At 73.3% G+C, this 19533-nt stretch carries 17 protein-coding genes; 14 read left to right on the top strand and 3 right to left on the bottom strand.

Annotation, left to right across the window (positions count from 1 at the left end; all coding sequences use genetic code 11):
• The first annotated feature begins 246 nt into the window (after positions 1 to 246).
• From HBH26_RS14010 to HBH26_RS14035, 6 genes are all read left to right on the top strand, one after another.
• Positions 247 to 1620, top strand: coding sequence for a glycosyl transferase family protein (locus HBH26_RS14010; RefSeq protein WP_168135253.1), 1374 nt, complete (start codon positions 247 to 249; stop codon positions 1618 to 1620).
• Positions 1613 to 2611: a hypothetical protein gene (locus tag HBH26_RS14015; protein WP_239024807.1), complete on the top strand. Its 999-nt coding sequence runs from the start codon at positions 1613 to 1615 to the stop codon at positions 2609 to 2611. Before HBH26_RS14010 ends, HBH26_RS14015 begins: the two co-directional genes overlap by 8 nt.
• A gap of 62 nt (positions 2612 to 2673) precedes the next feature.
• Positions 2674 to 3588: a sulfite exporter TauE/SafE family protein gene (locus HBH26_RS14020; protein ID WP_168135339.1), complete on the top strand. Its 915-nt coding sequence runs from the start codon at positions 2674 to 2676 to the stop codon at positions 3586 to 3588.
• The gene (locus HBH26_RS14025; RefSeq protein ID WP_168135254.1) at positions 3585 to 4343 is read left to right on the top strand and encodes a TIGR02186 family protein; all 759 of its coding nucleotides are present in this window, start codon (positions 3585 to 3587) and stop codon (positions 4341 to 4343) included. The genes HBH26_RS14020 and HBH26_RS14025 overlap by 4 nt, the downstream gene beginning before the upstream one ends.
• 64 nt (positions 4344 to 4407) lie before the next feature.
• Positions 4408 to 6045 (top strand): ATP-binding protein, encoded by a 1638-nt coding sequence (locus HBH26_RS14030; RefSeq protein ID WP_168135255.1) that lies wholly within the window; start codon positions 4408 to 4410, stop codon positions 6043 to 6045.
• Positions 6046 to 6121: 76 nt separating this feature from the next.
• The gene (locus HBH26_RS14035; protein ID WP_168135256.1) at positions 6122 to 6799 is read left to right on the top strand and encodes a LemA family protein; all 678 of its coding nucleotides are present in this window, start codon (positions 6122 to 6124) and stop codon (positions 6797 to 6799) included.
• 21 nt (positions 6800 to 6820) lie between these two features.
• On the opposite strand, the gene HBH26_RS14040 is transcribed toward HBH26_RS14035, so the two are convergent.
• Complete coding sequence (locus HBH26_RS14040) at positions 6821 to 8284, bottom strand: M23 family metallopeptidase (RefSeq protein ID WP_168135257.1); 1464 nt, start codon at positions 8282 to 8284, stop codon at positions 6821 to 6823.
• Positions 8285 to 8728: 444 nt separating this feature from the next.
• On the opposite strand from HBH26_RS14040, the gene HBH26_RS14045 reads away from it, so the two are divergent.
• The 8 genes from HBH26_RS14045 (at position 8729) to HBH26_RS14080 (ending at position 16097) form a co-directional block, all read left to right on the top strand.
• Positions 8729 to 11188: a helicase-related protein gene (locus HBH26_RS14045; protein ID WP_168135258.1), complete on the top strand. Its 2460-nt coding sequence runs from the start codon at positions 8729 to 8731 to the stop codon at positions 11186 to 11188.
• A 17-nt stretch (positions 11189 to 11205) separates the two neighbouring features.
• Entirely contained in the window at positions 11206 to 11463 is a 258-nt protein-coding gene (locus HBH26_RS14050; protein ID WP_168135340.1) for an RNA-binding S4 domain-containing protein, read from the top strand.
• A gap of 106 nt (positions 11464 to 11569) precedes the next feature.
• Positions 11570 to 11911 carry a ferredoxin FdxA gene (fdxA, locus tag HBH26_RS14055; RefSeq protein WP_168135259.1) on the top strand — a complete coding sequence of 114 codons (342 nt, stop codon included), beginning with the start codon at positions 11570 to 11572 and terminating at the stop codon, positions 11909 to 11911.
• Positions 11912 to 12098: 187 nt separating this feature from the next.
• Positions 12099 to 13130 carry an alpha/beta fold hydrolase gene (locus HBH26_RS14060; RefSeq protein ID WP_338057385.1) on the top strand — a complete coding sequence of 344 codons (1032 nt, stop codon included), beginning with the start codon at positions 12099 to 12101 and terminating at the stop codon, positions 13128 to 13130.
• Between the two features lie 189 nt (positions 13131 to 13319).
• Complete coding sequence (locus HBH26_RS14065) at positions 13320 to 13853, top strand: CarD family transcriptional regulator (protein ID WP_168135260.1); 534 nt, start codon at positions 13320 to 13322, stop codon at positions 13851 to 13853.
• Between the two features lie 64 nt (positions 13854 to 13917).
• Positions 13918 to 14643 (top strand): head GIN domain-containing protein, encoded by a 726-nt coding sequence (locus tag HBH26_RS14070; protein ID WP_168135261.1) that lies wholly within the window; start codon positions 13918 to 13920, stop codon positions 14641 to 14643.
• Positions 14644 to 14697: 54 nt separating this feature from the next.
• Positions 14698 to 15411: a head GIN domain-containing protein gene (locus tag HBH26_RS14075; protein WP_168135262.1), complete on the top strand. Its 714-nt coding sequence runs from the start codon at positions 14698 to 14700 to the stop codon at positions 15409 to 15411.
• On the top strand, positions 15399 to 16097 hold the full coding sequence (locus HBH26_RS14080; RefSeq protein ID WP_168135263.1) for a GIN domain-containing protein: 699 nt from the start codon (positions 15399 to 15401) through the stop codon (positions 16095 to 16097). The genes HBH26_RS14075 and HBH26_RS14080 overlap by 13 nt, the downstream gene beginning before the upstream one ends.
• 9 nt (positions 16098 to 16106) lie before the next feature.
• Here the strand turns inward: HBH26_RS14080 and HBH26_RS14085 are convergent, their stop codons facing one another.
• Both HBH26_RS14085 and HBH26_RS14090 read right to left on the bottom strand, forming a co-directional pair.
• Positions 16107 to 16646 (bottom strand): histidine phosphatase family protein, encoded by a 540-nt coding sequence (locus HBH26_RS14085; RefSeq protein ID WP_168135264.1) that lies wholly within the window; start codon positions 16644 to 16646, stop codon positions 16107 to 16109.
• Complete coding sequence (locus HBH26_RS14090) at positions 16643 to 19423, bottom strand: ATP-dependent DNA helicase (protein WP_338057386.1); 2781 nt, start codon at positions 19421 to 19423, stop codon at positions 16643 to 16645. Before HBH26_RS14090 ends, HBH26_RS14085 begins: the two co-directional genes overlap by 4 nt.
• Between the last annotated feature and the right edge of the window lie 110 nt (positions 19424 to 19533).

Here is a 19533-nt window from a genome sequence, read left to right on the forward strand (position 1 = left end):
TGTTGCACCTGCTCCCCAATCGACTCGCCGGGCTTCGGCCCATGCCGGTTCGGCCGCGTCGCGGAAAACGCCACGACGCGGCCAGTACCGGCTTGGGGTCGGCACCGGTCCCGAAAGGGGAAAAGGGACCGCTGCGCCCAACGAGCCGGGCCGGTTTTTGTTCGTCCTCTCCGACACTTTCGCGACCGATGTTGCGCGGGTGCCACACCTCGCGCACAAACCCGATCGCTGGGGGGCGCGGGAACGATGGGGTCGGTGGGTGATGGCTGGCTGATCGCGCTCGACGCGGGCCTCGGCGAGGCGCTGCTGTTCGCGGGCGTCCTGTTCCTCGTCGGCGGGCTGGACGATCTGGCGATCGATCTCGCCTGGGCGCGGATGCGCCGGCCGCCCGCGCGATTCGAGGACCTGCCGCCCGCACCGCCGTGCCGCCTCGCCGTGTTCGTGCCGGCGTGGGACGAGGGCGCGGTCATCGCGGCGATGCTGCGCGCGACGCTCTCCCGCTACCGCCACGACGATTATCGCCTGTTCGTCGGTTGCTATCCCAACGATCCCGCCACCATCGCCGCGGTCGCGACCGTGGCGCAGGAGGACGCCCGCGTCCGCCTGGTGATCGGCGAGGCCGACGGGCCCACGACGAAGGCGGCCAACCTCAACGACCTGTGGCGCGCGCTGCGCCGCGCGGACGCGCGCGACGGGCGCGCCACCGACGCGGTCGTGCTGCACGATGCCGAGGACGTGGTCGATCCGTTCGAGCTGGCGCTGGTGGAGCGGCTGCTGCCGCGCTTCGCGCTGGTCCAGCTGCCGGTGGTGCCGCTGCTGGACCGGGGTGCCACGCTCGTGGCGGGCACCTATGCGGACGAGTTCGCGGAGAGCCACGGCCGGACGCTGGTGGTGCGCGGCGCGCTGGGCGTGGCGCTGCCGCTTGCCGGCGTGGGCTGCGCGCTCCGCTGCGACGCGCTGGCGGCGATCGCGGGCGCGGGGGACGCGCCGTTCGATCCGCGCACGCTGACCGAGGATTACGAGCTGGGCCTGCGACTCGGCGCGCTCGGCCTGCCCGCCTGCTTCGCGCGCGTCACCGCGCCGGGGCGGGGCGCGCCGATCGCCACCCGCGCCTATTTCCCCGACCGCGTGCGCCCCGCGGTGGTGCAGAAGGCGCGCTGGATGGTGGGCATCGCCTTCGCCGGCTGGGACCGCACCGGCTGGGGCGCGGGGTGGCGGCCGGCGGAATGGTGGATGCGGCTGCGCGACCGGCGCGCGCCGCTGGCGGTGATCGCGCTGGCGGTCGCCTATGCCGCGCTGGCGGGGAGCGCGCTGTCCTGGGCGGCGCATGCGTGGCGCGGCACCGCCATGCCGTGGCCGCAGGGAGCGCTGCGCTGGCTGCTGGCGATCAACGCGCTGCTGCTGGCGTGGCGGCTGGCGATGCGCGCGGGGGCGACGGCGCGCGTCTACGGCTGGCGCGAGGGGATGCGCGCGGTGCCGCGCGCGGTGGTGGGCAACATCGTCGCGATGCTGGCGGCGCGGCGTGCGCTGGTCCGCTACTGCCGGATGCTGGCGGGGGACGAGGCGCGCTGGGACAAGACCGCGCATCGTTTCCCGGCGACGGTGCCGGGCGATGCGTGACGCCGCGCATTCCGCGCGGCGCGGACGCCCGCTGCGCGCGCTGGGGCTGGTGCTCGGCGGCTGGATCGCGATGCGCGTGGCCTGGCTGTGGCCGCACGCGTCGACGCCGCCCCGCCACGCCTCCATCCCGCCCCCGGCCTCGGCCCCGGCGACGCAGCCGGCACCGCCCCTTCGGCTCGCGCTGGGGATACCGGGTGAGGTGCCCGCGGTGCCGACCCGCCCGTTGCGCGAGCGGACGTTCGCGCCGACGCCCGTCGTGCCCCCTCCTCCGACCACGCTTTCCCCCGCTCCCGCGATCGCGTTGCCGCGCCCCCCGGTGGAGCACGTCCTCGCGCTGCTCGGCCTCGTGCGCTACGGCACGCCGGATCCGGCGCCGCCCGGCCCTTCGCGCTGGTCGGGCAGCGCCTGGGCGATCGTGCGCGGCGCGGGCGGGGCGGGCGGAGTGGCGACGCCGCAGCTGGGCGGTAGCCAGGCGGGTGCGCGGCTCGCCTACGCGCTGGACGACCGGTTCGCGCTCGCCGCGCGCGTGGCGGGCGCGCTGGGCACGCGGCAGCGCGAGGCGGCAATCGGCGTCGAGTGGCGCCCCACCGCCCTGCCGCTGCGCGTGGTGGCGGAGCAGCGGATCGGGCTGGCCGCCACCCGCGGCGGGCCGGCGCTGGGCCTGGTCGGCGGCGTCTCCGACCGGCCGCTGCCGCTCGGCCTCGCGCTCGACGGCTATGCGCAGGCGGGGGTGATCGCGCGCGACGGCGGCGAGGGCTATGCCGACGGCGCGATCCGTGTCGGCCGGGCGGTGGGCGCGCTCGACCTGTCGCTCGGTGCCTGGGGCGCGGCGCAGCGGGGCGCGGCGCGGCTGGACCTCGGCCCCTCGGCGGCGGTGGTCGTGCCGGTGGCGGCGGCGCGGGTGCGCGTGTCGCTCGACTGGCGCCAGCGGGTGGCGGGCAACGCGCGGCCGGCATCGGGCGTGGCGCTGTCGCTGGGAACCGATTTCTAGCCGACCGGTCGCCGCGGGGCGCTATGCCGCGCGGCGCGAAGCGGCTAATCCCCGTCGTCGCCATGGACCTCTACCTGCCGATCGCGAACCTGTCGGTGAACGCGCTGGTGATGATCGCGCTGGGCGCCGGCGTCGGATTGCTGTCGGGCATGTTCGGCGTCGGCGGCGGGTTCCTGACGACGCCGCTGCTGATCGTCTACGGCATCCCGCCCACGGTCGCCGCCGCCTCCGCCGCGACGCAGGTGACGGGCGCCAGCGTCTCCGGCGTGTTCGCGCACATGCGGCGCGGCGGCGTGGACGTGCGCATGGGCGGCGTGCTGGTGGCGGGCGGCATCCTCGGCTCGCTGTTCGGCGCGTGGCTGTTCCGGCTGCTGCAGCAATCGGGACAGATCGATACCGCTATCGCCGTCACCTATGTGCTGCTGCTCGGCTCCATCGGCCTGTCGATGCTGCGCGAGGCGGTGGCGGCGATCCTGGTGGCACGCGGGCGGCGCCCGGCGAAGCCGCGGCGGCGGCGCCACCACCCGCTGGTCGCGGCGCTGCCGTTCCGGATGCGCTTCTACGCCAGCGGCCTCTACATCTCGCCGCTGGCGCCGCTGCTGCTCGGCTTCGCCACCGGCATCCTCACCATCCTGCTCGGCATCGGTGGCGGCTTCGTGCTGGTGCCGGCGATGATCTACCTGCTTGGCATGGCGACCGGCGTGGTGGTGGGCACCAGCCTGTTCCAGATCCTGTTCGTCACCGCGGCGGCGACGATGGTCCACGCGACGACGACCAAGGCGGTGGACATCGTCCTTGCCGCGCTGCTGCTGGTCGGCTCGGTCGCGGGCGCGCAGCTGGGCGCGCGGCTGGCCAGCCGCGCCAAGCCCGAATACCTGCGCCTGGCGCTCGCGCTAATGGTGCTGGCGGTGGCGTTCCGCATCGGGCTCGGGCTCGGCTGGCGGCCCGACGAGATCTACACGGTCGAGCTGAATTGAGGCGCGCGCTGCTCCTCCTTGCCGCGCCGCTGCTGGCCGCGCAGGCCAAGCCCGTGCTGGTGCCCGACGTGTCGCAGCGCGAGGTCGAGATCGCCTACAGCTTCACCGGCGCGGAGCTGCTGCTGTTCGGCGCGATCCTCTATCCCGGCGGGCGCGTGCCCGCGGACGACCGGCGCACCGACGTGGTGGTCGTCGTCAAGGGGCCGACCGAATCGATCACGATCCGGGAAAAGGAGAAGGTGGCGGGCGTGTGGATCAACGCGCAGGCGCTGCGCTACCGCTCGGCGCCCAGCTTCTACGCCGCCGCCGCTTCCCGCCCGATCCGCGACATCGTCGACGCGCGCACCCGCGCCATCTACGAGATCGGGCTGGACAGCCTCCAGCTCTCCCCCGCCTCCAACGCGCCGGCGGAGGTGCAGGATCGCTTCACCCGCGGCCTCGTCGAGCAGCGCCGCCGCGCCGGGCTGTTCACCGAGACGCCGGGCGCGGTGGAGATCACCGGCGGCGTCCTCTATCGCGCGCGCATCCGGGTGCCCGCGCAGGTGACCGTCGGGCGCTTTACCGCGGAAACCTTCCTGATTCGCGACGGCCGCGTCCTGGCGGCGGCGGTACGCGACATCGACGTGCGCAAGTCGGGCTTCGAGCGCTTCGTCGCCGAGGCGGCGGACCGCCATGCCATCCTCTACGGCCTCGCTGCGGTGGCGCTGTCGGTGCTGCTCGGCTGGGCGGCGGGGCGCATCGCCCGGCGCGGCTGATCCGTCCACGCTTCCTTTACCGCGCGCGCCTAGGCTGGCGGGGAACGAGGGGGCGTGCTGCACGATGAACCATTTCTCTTCCGGCGCCTTCGTGCCGGCCGCGGACGTCAGCCGCGAACCGATCGGCTATGTTGCGGAAATCGCCGGATCGCGCAGCGAGATGGTGTTTGATCTCGCCGCCTTGCAGGCGCTGGTGGGACACGATGACCCGGTGATCGCGTCGGCGGGGCAGGTCGGCGGGCAGGTGAAGGTGCGCGTCGGCCAGTCGTGGCTGCTCGCCAACATCCGCTCGCTCGGGCTCGCGCCGGGACAGATGGACCGCGTGGTCGCCACCGTCGATTTCCTCGGCGAGGGGGACGAGGAGCGGCTGACCGGCAAGCTCTACAACTTCCGCCGCGGCGTCACCCGCTATCCCATGCCGGGGGCGGAGGCCTATGCCGCCACCGGGGCGGACCTCCAGCAGGTCTATGCCGCGTCGGACCGGCCCAGCGTGGAGATCGGCCTCGTCTATCCCACCCGCGACGTGCGCGCCTCGCTGTTCGTCGATTCGATGCTCGGCAAGCATTTCGCGCTGCTCGGCTCCACCGGCACCGGCAAGTCGACCAGTGCCGCGCTGATCCTGCACCGCATCTGCCAGCTGGCGCCGCAGGGCCATATCGTGATGGTCGATCCGCACGGCGAATATGCCGCCGCGTTCAAGGGGAACGGCGCGATCTACGACGTGTCGAACCTGCAGATGCCCTATTGGCTGATGAACCTGGAGGAGCATTGCGAGGTGCTGCTCACCTCCACCGGGTCGGACCGGCAGGTGGACGCCGACATCCTCGCCAAGTGCCTGCTCGCCGCGCGGTCGAAGAACCGCCTGGGGCAGGAGATCCCCAAGCTGACGGTCGACGCGCCGATCCCCTATCTGCTCAGCGACCTGACCCAGCTGATCCAGCTGGAGATGGGCAAGATGGATCGTGCCGGCGACACCGCGCCCTATCTGCGGCTGAAGAACAAGATCGACGAGGTGAAGGCCGATCCGCGCTTCGGCTTCATGTTCTCCGGCATGCTGGTCGCCGACACGATGGCCGGCTTCGTCAGCCGCGTCTTCCGCCTGCCGGGCGAGGGCAAGCCGATCTCGATCATCGACGTGTCGGGCGTGCCCAGCGAGATCACCAGCGTGGTGGTGGCGATGCTGAGCCGGATGGTGTTCGACTTCGCCATCTGGTCCCGCAACGAGCCGCAGCGCCCGATCCTGCTCGTGTGCGAGGAGGCGCACCGCTACATCCCGCGCGACGACACCGGTTCGTCGGTCGCGCGCATCCTCGGTCGCATCGCGAAGGAGGGACGCAAGTACGGCGTGTCGCTGGGCCTCATCACGCAGCGCCCGTCGGACCTGGCCGAAGGCGTGCTGTCGCAGTGCGGCACGATCATCTCGATGCGCCTCAACAACGATCGCGACCAGGCGTTCGTGCGCGCCGCGATGCCGGAGGGTGCGCGCGGCTTCCTCGATTCGATCCCCGCGCTGCGCAACCGCGAGTGCATCATCTGCGGCGAGGGCGTCGCGATCCCGATCCGCGTCGCCTTCGATCCGCTGGAGGCGGACAAGCGCCCGGCGTCGGACGATCCGCTGTTTTCCGAGCTGTGGAAGGAGAGCGGGGGCGAGGAGCAGATCATCGCCCGCACGATCCAGCGCTGGCGCAGCCAGGGGCGCTGAACGCACGCGGACGGTAGGCGAGCGGCCACGGCGCCGCTATGCGTTGATCGACATCAACTCCGTAGGGAGCCGACGTTTGACCCTGATCCTGCTCATCCTGATCGGTGCCGCGGTCTGGCTGTTCCTGTCGTACAACAAACTGCGCGCGCTGGCAGAGAACGTGAAGCGGCGGCAGGCCAACGTGGCCGCCAGCGTCAAGAAGCGGCTCGACATCGCGCAGCGGCTGGCGGACATCGCCGCGGGCTATGGCGAGCATGAGAAGCTGGCGCATTTCACCGTCGTGGAGGGCGAGGCGAACATCAGCGCCGCGAACGCGGCGGCGGCGGACGCCTCGCGCGTGATCGGCAACGTGCAGATGCTGGCGAACCGCTTTCCGGACCTGAAGGCGAATGCGACCTATCAGCAGCTGATGCGGCAGCTCGACGAGATCGAGACCGCGATCCTCGACCGGCGCGAGGCGTACAATGCCGCGGCGGAAGGCTATAACGCGACCCGCGGCAGCCTGCCGCACCTGTTCTACGCCGATGCGATGGGCTTTTCCGAGGCGACCTATTTCGCGGTCGACGACGACGGCGCGGAGCGGCTGGTCGAGTTCCGTACCGACGACGGGCGCATCCTGCGCGAGACGATGGGGCGGATGGCGACGGTGGCGACCGCCCATGCGCAAACCGCCGCCGGGCGCCTGCGCGCGGCCAACGAGCGGCCGAAACTGAACGACGCGGAGGCCGACGACGCGCGGGGCGAGGCACCATAGCGCGATCTGGCTTCGCTCCGGCTACCGCGCCGGCGTGGCCAGCAGGTTCGCGATCTTCGCCCGCATCGCGCGCAGCGTGTCCGCCGACAGCGTCTGCACGCTGGCGAGCGAGATCGAGCGCGGGTTCACCGGGCGGCCGTTCTTCCACACTTCCCAGTGCAGGTGCGGTCCGGTGGAGATGCCGGTCGAGCCGACGTAGCCGATCACCTGCCCGCGGCGCACGCGCTGTCCCGGGCGCACCGCGATGCGGCTCATGTGGCCGTAGCCGCTGGCGAGACCGGCGGGATGCGCCAGCTTCACGAAATTGCCGTAGCCGCCGGATCGGCCCGCGAACGCGACCACGCCATCGACCGCCGCCAGGATCGGCGCGCCATAGGGGGCGCCGATGTCCATCCCCTTGTGCATCCGCATGAAGCCGAGCAGCGGGTGCATCCGCATCCCGAACGTGGAGGTGACGCGGCCCGCGACGGGCATCCCCATCGTGCCGCGCGTCTCGTAGCGGCCGGCGGCATCGAAGAACGATCCGGCGCCGTCGCCCCAGCGCACGAGCTGGAGCTTCTTGCCGCCCTGGTCCAGCGAGGCGAGCTGGAGCTGGCCCACCTCCACCTCGCCGGTCGCGGCGCGGCGCTGGTCGGCGACCAGGTCGAACGTGTCGGACGCGGCGACGCTGCCGATCGGGATGCGGGTCGCCAGCGCCTTGATGTACGCTTCGACCACGCGCGCGGGCACGCCGGCGGCGCGCGCGGAGCGATACAGGCTGGGGCCGACCAGGCCGCGCACGCGCAGCGGCGTGCGGTCGATCGCGATCGGACGGCGATCCAGCGTCAGCCCCTCGCCGGAGCGGTTGACGGCCAGCTCCAGGTCGAAGGCGGCGCGGAACGCGAGCTTCTCCAGCGGCCGGGGCTGAAGCTTCGTGGGCCGGCGGCCGAGCGTCAGGGACAGGACGGTGCCGGGCTTCAGCGAATCGATGCGAACCGCGTCGGAGACGAGGTTCGCCACCGTCGCCGCCTCGCCGCGGCCGATGCCGGCGCGCTGGAGCGCGGCGGGCAGGGTGTCGCCGTCGGAGAGCGCGGCGGTCAGCTCGATCGTCGGGCGCTCCGGCGTCTCCTTCAGCTGGCGCACCAGCGCGGACGCGGCCATGCGCCGCCCGGTGGTGGCGCCATAGGCCAGCGGGGCGATCCCCTGCGTGCGCGTCTCCTCGAACGCCGCGCCTCCGACCGCGGGCGCGGCATAGCCCAGGATCGGCCGCCAGCCCGGCGACAGCATCCACGCGGCGCCGCACAAAGCGGTGCAGGTGGCGAGACCGCGCCACCAGTCGCGCGTGCCGATGCGCTGGCCCAGGTCCGGCACCCAGTCGGTCTGCAACGCGGCGACGCGCAGCCGCTCGATCCAGGGCTGCTCCACCACGGGCACCAGCGCGCGGCCGAAGCTGCGCGCCCCGGCGGCACCGGCGAGTTCCAATCCTTGCGGTTCGCGCAGGAACATGAGTGGCGAGGACCCCCGTACGCTCGCCGATCAACCCCCCGGCGATGGGTGGAAGCGTTGTGAGGCCAAGGTCCTAAAGTCAAATTAACCGCGGGGTTGCGCGATTCCCGCTGCGGTGGGGCGTTTGCCGCGCGCGGTGGGGTGAAGAGGGGGCTTACACAAGGGCACGAAGACACGAAGGAAGAAGGGCGTCACGCGGAGGCGCGGAACTTTGCCGCAGGCGGCGTCTCGCGCCAGCGAGACAGGATCGCCCCACGCCGGCCATGTCATGAGCCGCCGGTGGCGGCTCGGGTCTCGTCCGCCCAGCATCAATCCGCGTCTCCGCACCCCCCGCGCGAACCCACCTTCTCCTTTTCCTTCGTGTCTTCGTGCCTTCGTGTGAGCACCCCTTCTTCCGAAAACCGCATTGCAAACCCGCGTCCCCGCCCCGATGTTGCCCCCACCATGGGCGCACAGGACACGGCGCGGGTCACGGCGGTGTTGGGTCCCACCAACACGGGCAAGACCCATCTCGCGATCGAGCGGATGTGCGCGCATTCCAGCGGGATGATCGGCTTCCCGCTGCGCCTGCTGGCGCGCGAGGTCTATGACCGGGTCGTCGCGATCAAGGGCAAGGAGCGCGTGGCGCTCGTCACGGGCGAGGAACGCATCGTGCCCAGGGACGCGCGCTGGTTCCTGTGCACCGCGGAGAGCATGCCGCTGCACCGGGACTTCGCCTTCGTCGCGCTGGACGAGGCGCAGCTCGGCGCCGACCGGGAGCGCGGCCACGTCTTCACCGACCGGCTGCTCCACGCCCGCGGGCGCGAGGAGACGATGATCCTCGGCTCCGATGCCTTGCGCGGCGTCGTCCGCGCGCTGGTGCCCAAGGTGGAGATCGTCGAGCGGCCGCGCTTCTCCACGCTCTCCTACGTCGGCGCGAAGAAGCTCTCGCGCCTGCCGCGCCGCTCCGCCATCGTCGCCTTTTCCGCCGAGGAGGTGTACGCCACCGCGGAGATGCTCCGGCGACTGCGCGGCGGAGCGGCGGTGGTGATGGGCTCGCTCAGCCCGCGCACCCGCAACGCGCAGGTGGCGATGTTCCAGGCGGGCGAGGTCGACTATCTGGTCGCCACCGACGCGATCGGCATGGGGCTGAACCTGGACGTCGGCCACGTCGCCTTTGCCGGCCTCTCCAAGTTCGACGGCCAGCGCCGCCGTCGGCTGACGGTGGCGGAAATGGCGCAGATCGCGGGGCGCGCCGGGCGGCACCAGCGCGACGGGACCTTCGGCGCGCTGACCGAGGAAGGACCGGATGCCTTCGACGCGGAGGAGGTGGCGGCGATCGAGGGGCATCGCTTCCCGCCGCTGGAGACCCTGTTCTGGCGCGACGGCGCGCCCGACCTGTCGACGCTCGACGCGCTGGTCGCATCGCTGACGCGCCGGCCCGACCACGAGCGGCTGCGCCCCGCGCCCGAAGCGCTGGACCTGAAGGTGCTGAAGCGGCTGGCCGAGGACGCGCAGGTACGCGCGCGGGCGAAGGGGCAGGTCGACCGGCTGTGGTCCGCCTGCGGCGTTCCCGATTTCGAGAAGCTGGGCGTCGATCCGCACGCGCGCTTCGTCTCGCGCGTGTTCGGCTACCTCGCGGAGGGCCACGTGCCGCACCAATGGTTCGCCGACGAGGTCGCGCGGCTCGACAAGGTGGACGGCGACGTGGAGACGATCGCGGGGCGCATCGCGGCGATCCGCAAGTGGGCATACATCGCGCAGCGCCCCGACTGGCTTGCCGATCCCGCGCACTGGGCGGCGCGCACGCTGGCGGTGGAGGAGCGATTGTCGGAGGCGCTCCACGCCAGCCTGACGCAGCGCTTCGTCGACAAGCGGACCAGCGCGCTGATGAAGACGATCGGCGCCGGCGCGGGCGAGCTGCCGGTGGAGATCGATGCCGGGGGCGAGGTGACGATCGAGGGGCATCCGATCGGCCGCCTCGACGGCTTCCGCTTCAGCGTCGCGGCGGAGGCCCGCGCCACGGACAAGCGCCGCCTGCTCGCCGCGGCGGAAAAAAGGCTGGCGGGCGAGCGGCGGCGGCGCGGGCAGGCGCTGGTCGCCGCGGCGGACGAGACTCTTGCGCTGGGCGAGGACGGCGCGCTCGCATGGGACGGGCTGGCGGTGGCGCGGCTGGCGCGTGGGCCGTCGCTGGCGCGGCCCACGGTGGTGCTGGACGCTGCGCTCGACTGCCTCGATCCCGCGCTGCGCGAGAGCGTGGCGGCGCGGCTGCGGCGCTGGGTGGCGGACGCGATCGCGCGCGCTCTCCCCTCGCTGGCGGCACTGTCCGAGGCAACCCGCGCGGCGGCGGCGGGGCCGGCGCTGCGCAGCGTGGCGGGGGCGCTGGAGGCGGGGGCGGGGGTCGCAGCGCGCACGCCGCTGGTTGCCGCGCTGGCCGACCTGACGCCGGAGGCGCGGCGATGGCTGCGGCAGCGGCGGATCACGATCGGCGCGCTCGACCTGTTCGACGCGCGGCTGCTGAAGCCGGGTGCGCAGGCGTGGCGGCGCGCGCTGCTGGCGGCGGCCAACGGCGTCGCGCCGCCCGCGCCGCCCGCCGGCGCCACCACGCTGCCGCGCGGCGCGCCCGGCGCGGTGCCGCTGATGGGCTTTCGTCCGCTCGGCGCCCAGGCGATCCGCGTCGATCTGGTGGAGCGGATCGCACGCGCCGCGCACGACGCGCGCGAAGGGCGGCAGGCGTTCGTGCCCGACCCCGCGCTCGCCGTCTCGATGGGGCTGGAGCCGGGCACGATCGCGCGGCTGATGGCGGAACTGGGCTTCCGTCCCGCGGGGGAGGGCTATGCCTGGCGCGGGCGTGCCCGGCCCCGGCCTGCGCCGGCGGCACCCACCGGCGCCTTCGCCGCGCTGGCCGGGCTGGTCCGCCCGTGAGCGTGGCCGCCGACGCAATGCGGCTGGACGTCTTCCTGTGGTACGCGCGGCTGGCCAAGACGCGCAGCGCGGCGCAGGCGCTGGCGGTGGAGGGGCGGCTGCGGCTCGATGGGCGCGCGATCGATCGCGCGCACGCGCCGGTTCGCGTGGGCAACGTGCTGACCTTCGCGCAGGCGGGCCGCGTCCGCGTGCTGCGCGTCGAGGCGCTGCCGCACCGCCGCGGCCCGGCGCCCGAGGCGCAGGGCTGCTACCAGGAACTGGTCGCCGGATCGTGAGGAAGCGGGGTGAGAACGTCTCGCATCAGGGCCCGACAGGTTGACGCCCCTGTGCGGCAGGCATAGCAGCCGTGCCGTTCGTTCGCACAACAGGGCAGTTCCCGCCATGACCTACGTCGTCACCGATGCCTGCATCCGCTGCAAGTACATGGACTGCGTGGAAGTGTGTCCGGTCGACTGCTTCTACGAAGGGGAGACGATGCTGGTCATCAACCCCAGCGAGTGCATCGACTGCGGCGTGTGCGAGCCGGAATGCCCCGCCGAGGCGATCCTGCCCGACACGGAGAGCGGGCTGGAGCAGTGGCTGGAGCTGAACAACACCTTCTCCGCACAATGGCCCAACGTGACGCGAAAGGCGGACCAGACCCCCGCCGACGCCGACGAGCACAAGGGCGAAGAGGGCAAGTACGACAAGTATTTCACGCCCGAGCCCGGCGCGGGGGATTGAGGCGCAGGGCGCACGCCGGCAGCGCCGCTGCGGGCGAGGCGCCCAGGCCCGGCCCGCCTTGGCACCGCCGGGGAACGACGACGCGGCTTGGCCGCGGCGCGGCGCGCGATCCCGTCCGGCCTGACCGGTCGAAGGTCGCGTTTTGCGGCACTCCCCGGCCAGGCTCGGCACGAACGGGGTAGGCGCGGTGACGATCGGCGGGAGAGCGCGGCGCGGGATACGCCGGAACAGTCCGAACCGCCGCGACCTGCTGGTCGCCGCGGCGGCCGTACCGCTCGCCGCGGCGGCCCGCGCCAAGGGCCTGGCCGCCGTTCCGCCGCCCACCCGCGAGGCGATGGTGCCGGTGGAGGGCGGGCGCGTCTACGTCCGCGTGAACGGCCATCTGTCGGCGCCGCGGTTGCCGCTCATCCTGGCGCACGGCGGCCCCGGCGGCACGCACCTCCACAATCTCGAAGCCTTGCCGCTCGCCGACGAGCGGGCGGTGATCCTCTACGACCAGCTCGGCACCGGCCTGTCCGACCGGCCCGACGATCCGCGGTTGTGGACGGTGGCCCGCTTCACCGACGAGCTGGAGGCGATGCGCCGCGCACTGGGCATCGCGCGCTGGCACATGGGCGGGTTCAGCTGGGGCGGCACGCTCGCGCTGGAATATGGCGCGCGACGGCCGGCGGCACTCGCCGGGCTGGTGCTCGGCAGCCCGCTGGTCTCGACGCGGGCGTGGATCGCCGACACCGACGCCTGGCGCGCGCGTCTGCCCGCCGACGTTCAGGCGACGCTGTCGGCGTGCGAGCGGCCGGCTCCGCCCTCGCCCGACCGTTGTACCGTGGCGCAGGACGCCTTCTACGCGCGTCACATGGTGCGCACGCAGGGCAATCCGGTGACCGCGGCCTATGCCCGCGCCCGACGCATCCGCGGCAATCCGGCGATGTACCGCGCGATGTGGGGGCCGACCGAGTTCACCGCGACGGGCACGCTGCGCGCCTATGACGGCACGCCGCTGCTGCGCCGGCTGGACGGCGCCCGCGCGCTGTTCGTCACCGGGCAGTACGACGAGGCGCGCCCCGCCACCGTCGCTGCCTTCGCCGCGGCGGCAATGGCCGCGGAACTGGCCGTGATTCCCGGTTCGGGCCACGCGCTGTTCGAGGATCGGCCCGACGAGACGCTGGCGGTGCTGCGCGCGTTTCTCGGCCGGCAGGATAGCTTCACCGCACGGGGGTGAGACAGCGTTCCTGTCCAACATGGGCTGGTAATTTTGTTACCGTCGTGTTATTGCCCGCCCACCGACAGGATCGAGCTTCGTTCCGTCGGCCCGGAGACGTCTTAGAACCCCTTTCCCCGCCGAACCGATCCTGCGCGTCGTGGCGCCGGGTCTTCGATCGCGGGGATGATCTGAACGGAAAGGCCACCCATGGCTGCCAAGGCTCTGCATTTCGATGTCGGTGATTATGTCGTTTATCCCAAGCACGGCGTGGGCCGGGTCATCGAGCTGCAGAAACAGGAAATCGCGGGCATGCAGCTGGAGCTGTACGTGCTGCGCTTCGAGAAGGAGCGCATGACGCTGCGCGTGCCCACGAACAAGGCCGAGTCGGTCGGCATGCGCAAGCTGTCCAGCGACAAGACCATGCGTGAGGCGATGGAGACGCTGAAGGGCAAGCCCAAGGTGAAGCGCACCATGTGGTCGCGCCGCGCGCAGGAATATGAGGCCAAGATCAACTCGGGCGACCTCGTCTCGATCGCGGAGGTGGTGCGCGACCTGTTCCGTGCCGACGACCAACCTGAGCAGAGCTATTCCGAGCGCCAGATCTTCGAAGGGGCGACCAGCCGCCTGGCGCGCGAGCTGGCCGCGATGGAGCAGATCGACGAGCCCGCCGCGCAGGAGAAGATCCTGGATATCCTGCGCAAGGCCGCCGCGATCTACAACAAGGACAAGGTGCCCGCCTGAGCATCTGTTTACAACTGTAATCGAACGCGCTAGAAGGCGCATCGTCCCCGTTCGGAGAGTGACGATGCGCCTTCTTTCCTTCCTGCCGCTGCCCCTCGTGCTGGTCGCCACCCCCGCCGCCGGCGACCACGGACCCGGCCTCGTGCCGCAGCGGCAGGGCGACGCGTCCCTCTACACCGTCCGCGACTTCGATCGCGTGTCGTTCGGAACGCCGGGGACGGCGCAGGTCCGCGTCGGGCCGTCCTGGTCGCTCCGCGTCACCGGTCCGGCCGCCGCGCTGGAGAATGTGCGCGTCGTGGTGGAGCGCGGACGGCTGGAGATCGGACCGCGCTGGCGCGAGCGGAAGGTGTCCGACGCCGACCGCCGCGTGCGCATCGAGGTGACGATGCCCCGGCTGGCGGAGGTGGCGCTGGGCGGCTCCGGCCGGGTGGCGGTGGACGAGGTGACGGGCGACCGCTTCGCCGCCGCGCTGGGCGGCAGCGGAACGATCGCCTTGCGGAAGCTGGCCGTCGGGCAGGCCACATTCTCCATCGGGGGATCGGGCGAACTGGCCGCCGCGGGCACCGCGCGGTCGCTCGACGTCAATCTCGGCGGGTCGGGCAAGGTCGTCGCGCCCGAGCTGCGCGCCACCACCGCCACCGTTTCCGCGGCGGGATCGGGCAGCGTGCGTGCCACCGTGGACGGCACCGCCACCGTCTCGCTGGTGGGCAGCGGCGGCGTCGACCTGGGGCCGCAGGCGCGCTGCCGCGTCACCCGGATGGGCAGCGGCCGGGTACGCTGCGGCGGTTGATTCGACCGCGTCCAGCGTGTATTGCTGAAACAATACACAGGGGGAGGATGCCCGATGCGCAAGTTCCTGATCGCCGCGCTGCTGCCGCTGGCAGCGTGCGGCAACGGCGGAGATGAGGGCGAGGGCATCGTCGGCACCGGCAGCGGCAACGCGCGCAGCTACGCCGCGTCGGGCTTCACGCGCATCCTGGCGGCGGGCAGCGACGCGGTGGACGTGCGCGTCGGCCCCGCCTTCTCCGTCCGCGCGGAGGGCGACGAATCGGTGCTGGAGCGGTTGAAGATCGAGCGTGACGGCGACGCGCTGAAGATCGGGCGGCGCGGCTCGGGTTTCCTCTCTTCGGGCAACGCGCGCGTCTTCGTCACCATGCCGGCGCTGCGCGGCGCCAACCTGGCGGGATCGGGCGACATCGCGATCGACCGCGCGCAGGGCGAGAAGCTTGAGGCCAAGATCGCCGGATCGGGCAACATCACCTTCGCGCAGGTGGACGTGGACGCCGCCTCCTTCGCCATCGCCGGGTCGGGCGACATCGCGGTGGCCGGCACCGCGCGGTCGCTGAACGTCTCGATCGCGGGGTCGGGGGACGTGAAGGCGAAGGACCTCACCGCGTCGCAGGCGCAGGTCAAGGTCGCCGGATCGGGCAGCGTGCGCGCGACGGTGAACGGGCCGGCTACCGTGCGGGCGATGGGCTCGGGCGACGTCGACCTGGGTCCGGGCGCGCGCTGCGACTCGAAGGACATGGGCTCCGGCGAGGTGAAGTGCGGCGGCTGATCGCGCTCGCCGTCGTCGTCACGGCGGTGCCGACGGCGGCGGAGGAGCGGACGTGGCCGGTCGCATCGTTCGACCGGCTGCGCGTGGAAGGCCCGATCGACGTCGACGTGACGCGCGGCAGCCCCACCGCGCGCGCGGCCGGGGATCGCGCGACGCTGACGCGGCTGTCGATCGTGCGCGAGGGCATGACACTGGTGGTGCGGCTGGCGGGGGCGCCGCCCGCGGGCCTCGCCGCCGCGGATGCGACGCTCGCGCCCGTGCGCGTCGCACTGGCCACGCCGCGGCTGGCGGCGGTGACGCACCAGGGAACGGGGCGGGTGACGGTGGCGCGGCTCGACGGCGACCGGGTCGACGTGGCGGCGACCGGCGGCGGCGAGGTGGCGGTGGCGGCGGTGGAGACACGGCTGCTGGCGGCGACGATCGTCGGCGGCGGCGGCGCGACGCTGGCAGGGCGCGCCGCACGCGCGCGACTGACGCTGAACGGCGATGGCGCGGTCGACGCCGCCGCGCTGGTGGCGGACGAGGCGAGCGTCTCGCTGGTCGGCGCGGGCGAGATCCGCGCCGCCGCCCGCTTCGCCGCGCAGGTCGTCGCCGGGCCGGCCGAGGGGCGAGTGACCGTCACGGGCCGCGCGAGATGCGCGGTGCGCTCGACCGGCAAGGCGCAGGTGCGCTGCGGCGCCGGGTAGCGCGCGGCGTCAGTCCTCGTCGGGCCCCAGTGTCGCGTCCAGGTCGCGCGGGCGCACGAAGCGGACCAGCGTCGCGCCGCCGGGCGCCACGTCCGCCCAGCGCGCCACGTCGAACGTCATCTGCGCCAGCGTGGCGGTCGGATATTTCTCCTCCACGCTGTCGCGCAATCCGCCGGGCAGGTCGGGCACCAGATCCAGCACCAGTTCCTCCAGCCCCGGATTGTGCCCGACGAGCAGCAGCGAGGCATGCGCCGCGTCGGTCTCGCGCACCAGGTCGAGCAGCATCGCGCTGCTGGCGAGATAGGCGCGCTTGTCCCACGCCGGCGCCAGCGCGCGGCCGTAGCCGCCCTCCACCTCCGCCACCGTCTCCATGACGCGTACCGCGGGGGACGCGACGACATGGTCGAACGCCAGCGACAGGCCGCGCAGGTGGCGCCCCATCAGCGCGGCGGCGCGCCGCCCCTTGGCGTTGAGCGGCCGGTCGAAATCGCGAGCGACGGGATCGTCCCACCCCGATTTGGCATGGCGCAGCAGCGTCAGCGTCTTCACCGGGGTTGATCCTCGTCAGGAAGGGCGGGGCCTGCTGCGTAGGGGAGCGCGCGCGCCGCGGCAATGCCCGCGATGCCCGCCGTTCCCTGCCCAGCCATTTGGCGGGCCGTTCGCCCCGCCATGCGCGCGGCGATGCGCGCCGCCGCTTCCTCCAGCGGCACGCGCGCGATCGGCACCCCTGCGGGAAAGGCGTCGAGCAGGCGAGAGGGCATGGCCGCGGACAACAGCACGAAGGTGCCGCCATCGCCTTCGCGCCGCACCAGCCGTCCGAACGCCTGCGCCAGCCGCGCGCGCACGATACGGTCGTCGAAGGCGCTGCCGCCGCCCGCCAGCCGCCGCGCGGCGTGGAGCACGTTGGGCTTGGGCCAGGGCACCCCCTCCATCGCGACCAGCCGCAGCGAATCGCCCGGCACGTCGACGCCGTCGCGCAGCGCGTCGGTGCCGAACAGGCTAGCGTGCGGATCGTCGCGGAAGATGTCGACCAGCGTGCCGGTATCGACCGGGTCGACGTGCTGCGCGTGCAGCGGCAGGCCCGCGCGCGCCAGCCGGTCGGCGACGCGCGCGTGCACCGCGCGCAGCCGGCGGATCGCGGTGAACAGGCCGAGGACGCCGCCCCCCGCCGCCTCGACCAGCCGGGCGTAGGCGTTGGCCAGCGCGGGCACGTCGCCGCGCTTCACGTCGGTCACGATCAGCACCTCGGCGGAGGCGGCATAGTCGAACGGGCTGTCGACGGCGAACCGGTCAGGCGCGCGGGCCAGGTGCGGCGCGCCCACGCGCGCCTCTGCGGTGGACCAGTCGCCGCCACCAGTCAGCGTGGCGGAGGTGACGAGCGCGCCGTGCGCGGGCTTCAGCACGATCTCCGCGAAAGGCTTGGTCGGATCCAGCCAGCGCCGGTGCAGCCCGGCGTCGATCTCGCGCCCCTCGATCCGGTCCACCGCCAGCCAGTCGACGAAGGCGGGATCCGCCGGGCCGCCGATCCGCGCCAGCAGCGACAGCCACGCCGCCACCGTCTCCGCGCGCCAGCCCAGCGACGCGATGGCGCCCTCGACGCGGGCGCGCGCGGGCGCGTCGAGCCAGTCGGGCGCGTCCGCCAGCACCGCCTCCATCCGCTTGCCCAAGGCGACCATCGGGCGCAGCAGCCGATCGAGCCCCTGCGCACACGCCGCCGCCGCCTCGACCAGATCGGGCGAGGGTTCGGCCAGCTCTGTCTCCAGCCCGTAGCCGGCGTCCGCCTCCTGCTCGGCGCGGGCGAAGACGAGGCCGCGCACCGCCGCCAGCAGCTGCTCCACCGCGCCGAACGGCTGGTTCTCCGCCAGCCGCGCGAGCCACCCGTCGCTCGCCAGCGCCTGCGCCGCGGCGACGATCTCGCCGATCGCGACACCGCCCTGCTCGTCGTAGCTGGCGAGGTCGGACAGCCGCGCCTGCAATCCGCGCCGCCGCCCGCGCGATCCGCCCTCCGGCCCGACGATCCAGCGGCGCAGCTCGATCGTCTCCTGTCCGGTCAGCGCGGTGCCGAACATCGCGTCGGCGGCGTCGAACAGGTGGTGCCCCTCGTCGAAGACGTAGCGGGTGGGCCGCGTCGACAGCTCGCGCCCGCGCGCGGCGTTCACCATGACGAGCGCGTGGTTGGCGATCACGATGTCCGCCTCCGCGCTGGCCCGCGCCGCGCGCTCGATGAAGCATTTGCGATAGTGCGGGCAGCCCGCGTAGACGCACTCGCCGCGCCGGTCGGTCAGCGCGGCGGAGCCGTTGCGGCGGAACAAGGTGGTCAGCCAGCCGGGCAGGTCCCCGCCCACCATGTCGCCGTCCGCGGTATAGGCCGCCCAGCGTGCGACCAGATGCGCCAGGATCGCGGCACGGCCCGCGAACCCGCCCTGCAACGCGTCCTCCAGGTTGAGCAGGCACAGATAGTTCTCGCGCCCCTTGCGCGTCACCACGCGGGCGCGCCGCTCCGCCGCGTCGGGATGCAGCCGCCGCGTCTCGTGTCCCAGCTGGCGTTGCAGCGCCTTGGTATAGGTGGAAATCCACACCGCGCCGCCCGCACGCTCCGCCCACAGGCTGGCGGGGGCGAGATAGCCCAGCGTCTTGCCGATTCCCGTGCCCGCCTCCGCCAGCATCAGGTTCGGCGCGTCGCGTCCCATGCGCGGGGCGAAGGCGGCGGCGGCCGCCTCGGCATAGGCGCGCTGGCCCGCGCGCGGCTCGGCCCCCGCGCCGGTCAGCCGGTCGAGCCGGGCGAGCACGTCGGCGTCGGCCAGCGTGACGCTGCGCGGCGTAGGGCGGGGGGCGGCCTCCTCCCACTCGGGCAGGCGCGCGAACAGCCAGCGCTCGTTGCGCCCGGGCTTGGCGATCCGCAGCAGCGGCGCCCAGGGCCAGCGCAGCCGTGCCAGCGCCTGCGCCCCGCTCCACGCGCCCTCGCGCTCCGGCCAGTCGCTTTCCGCCACCGCCAGCAGCCGCGCCGTCGCCGCCAGCAGGAAGGCGGGAATGGCGGCGTCGTCGGCGGGCACGGCGAGCCCGGCGGCGGCGGCCAGCCCCTTGGGGGTCGGCACCATGAAGCGCGCCGGGTGCAGGAAGGCGAACAGCTCCAGCACGTCGAGACCCGACAGCTCGGCATAGCCCAGCCTCTGGCCCACCAGCGGCGCGTTCATCATCACCACCGGCGTATCCGCCGCGATGCGGATCGCTTCGCCCCGCGACACCGCGCGCGTCTCCCCGCCGTGCGCGATCCAGATGCCGGCGTGGCTGGCGTGCAGCGCGGGGTAGGGAAAGGATTGCGGCACGGGGGACAGGTGTGACGTCGCGAACAGATTGGCAACGGGGAAAGTGCGGCGTCCGGCCTCTTCCCTCCGGCACCCGTGGCTTGCCCACGGCAGCGATTCCGGCATGACGA

This window comes from Sphingomonas corticis, from assembly GCF_012035195.1.
In the GTDB taxonomy this organism is placed as follows: Bacteria; Pseudomonadota; Alphaproteobacteria; order Sphingomonadales; family Sphingomonadaceae; genus Sphingomonas; species Sphingomonas corticis.

What these genes read in the sequence shown, in the direction of transcription:
- HBH26_RS14065 (WP_168135260.1), top strand. Translation starts at nt 13,320, where the DNA reads ATGGCTGCCAAGGCTCTGCATTTCGATGTCGGTGATTATGTCGTTTAT.
- HBH26_RS14070 (WP_168135261.1), top strand. Translation starts at nt 13,918, where the DNA reads ATGCGCCTTCTTTCCTTCCTGCCGCTGCCCCTCGTGCTGGTCGCCACC.
- HBH26_RS14020 (WP_168135339.1), top strand. Translation starts at nt 2,674, where the DNA reads ATGGACCTCTACCTGCCGATCGCGAACCTGTCGGTGAACGCGCTGGTG.
- HBH26_RS14030 (WP_168135255.1), top strand. Translation starts at nt 4,408, where the DNA reads ATGAACCATTTCTCTTCCGGCGCCTTCGTGCCGGCCGCGGACGTCAGC.
- HBH26_RS14010 (WP_168135253.1), top strand. Translation starts at nt 247, where the DNA reads ATGGGGTCGGTGGGTGATGGCTGGCTGATCGCGCTCGACGCGGGCCTC.
- HBH26_RS14075 (WP_168135262.1), top strand. Translation starts at nt 14,698, where the DNA reads ATGCGCAAGTTCCTGATCGCCGCGCTGCTGCCGCTGGCAGCGTGCGGC.
- HBH26_RS14040 (WP_168135257.1), bottom strand. Translation starts at nt 8,284, where the DNA reads ATGTTCCTGCGCGAACCGCAAGGATTGGAACTCGCCGGTGCCGCCGGG.
- HBH26_RS14050 (WP_168135340.1), top strand. Translation starts at nt 11,206, where the DNA reads ATGCGGCTGGACGTCTTCCTGTGGTACGCGCGGCTGGCCAAGACGCGC.
- HBH26_RS14045 (WP_168135258.1), top strand. Translation starts at nt 8,729, where the DNA reads ATGGGCGCACAGGACACGGCGCGGGTCACGGCGGTGTTGGGTCCCACC.
- HBH26_RS14015 (WP_239024807.1), top strand. Translation starts at nt 1,613, where the DNA reads ATGCGTGACGCCGCGCATTCCGCGCGGCGCGGACGCCCGCTGCGCGCG.
- fdxA (WP_168135259.1), top strand. Translation starts at nt 11,570, where the DNA reads ATGACCTACGTCGTCACCGATGCCTGCATCCGCTGCAAGTACATGGAC.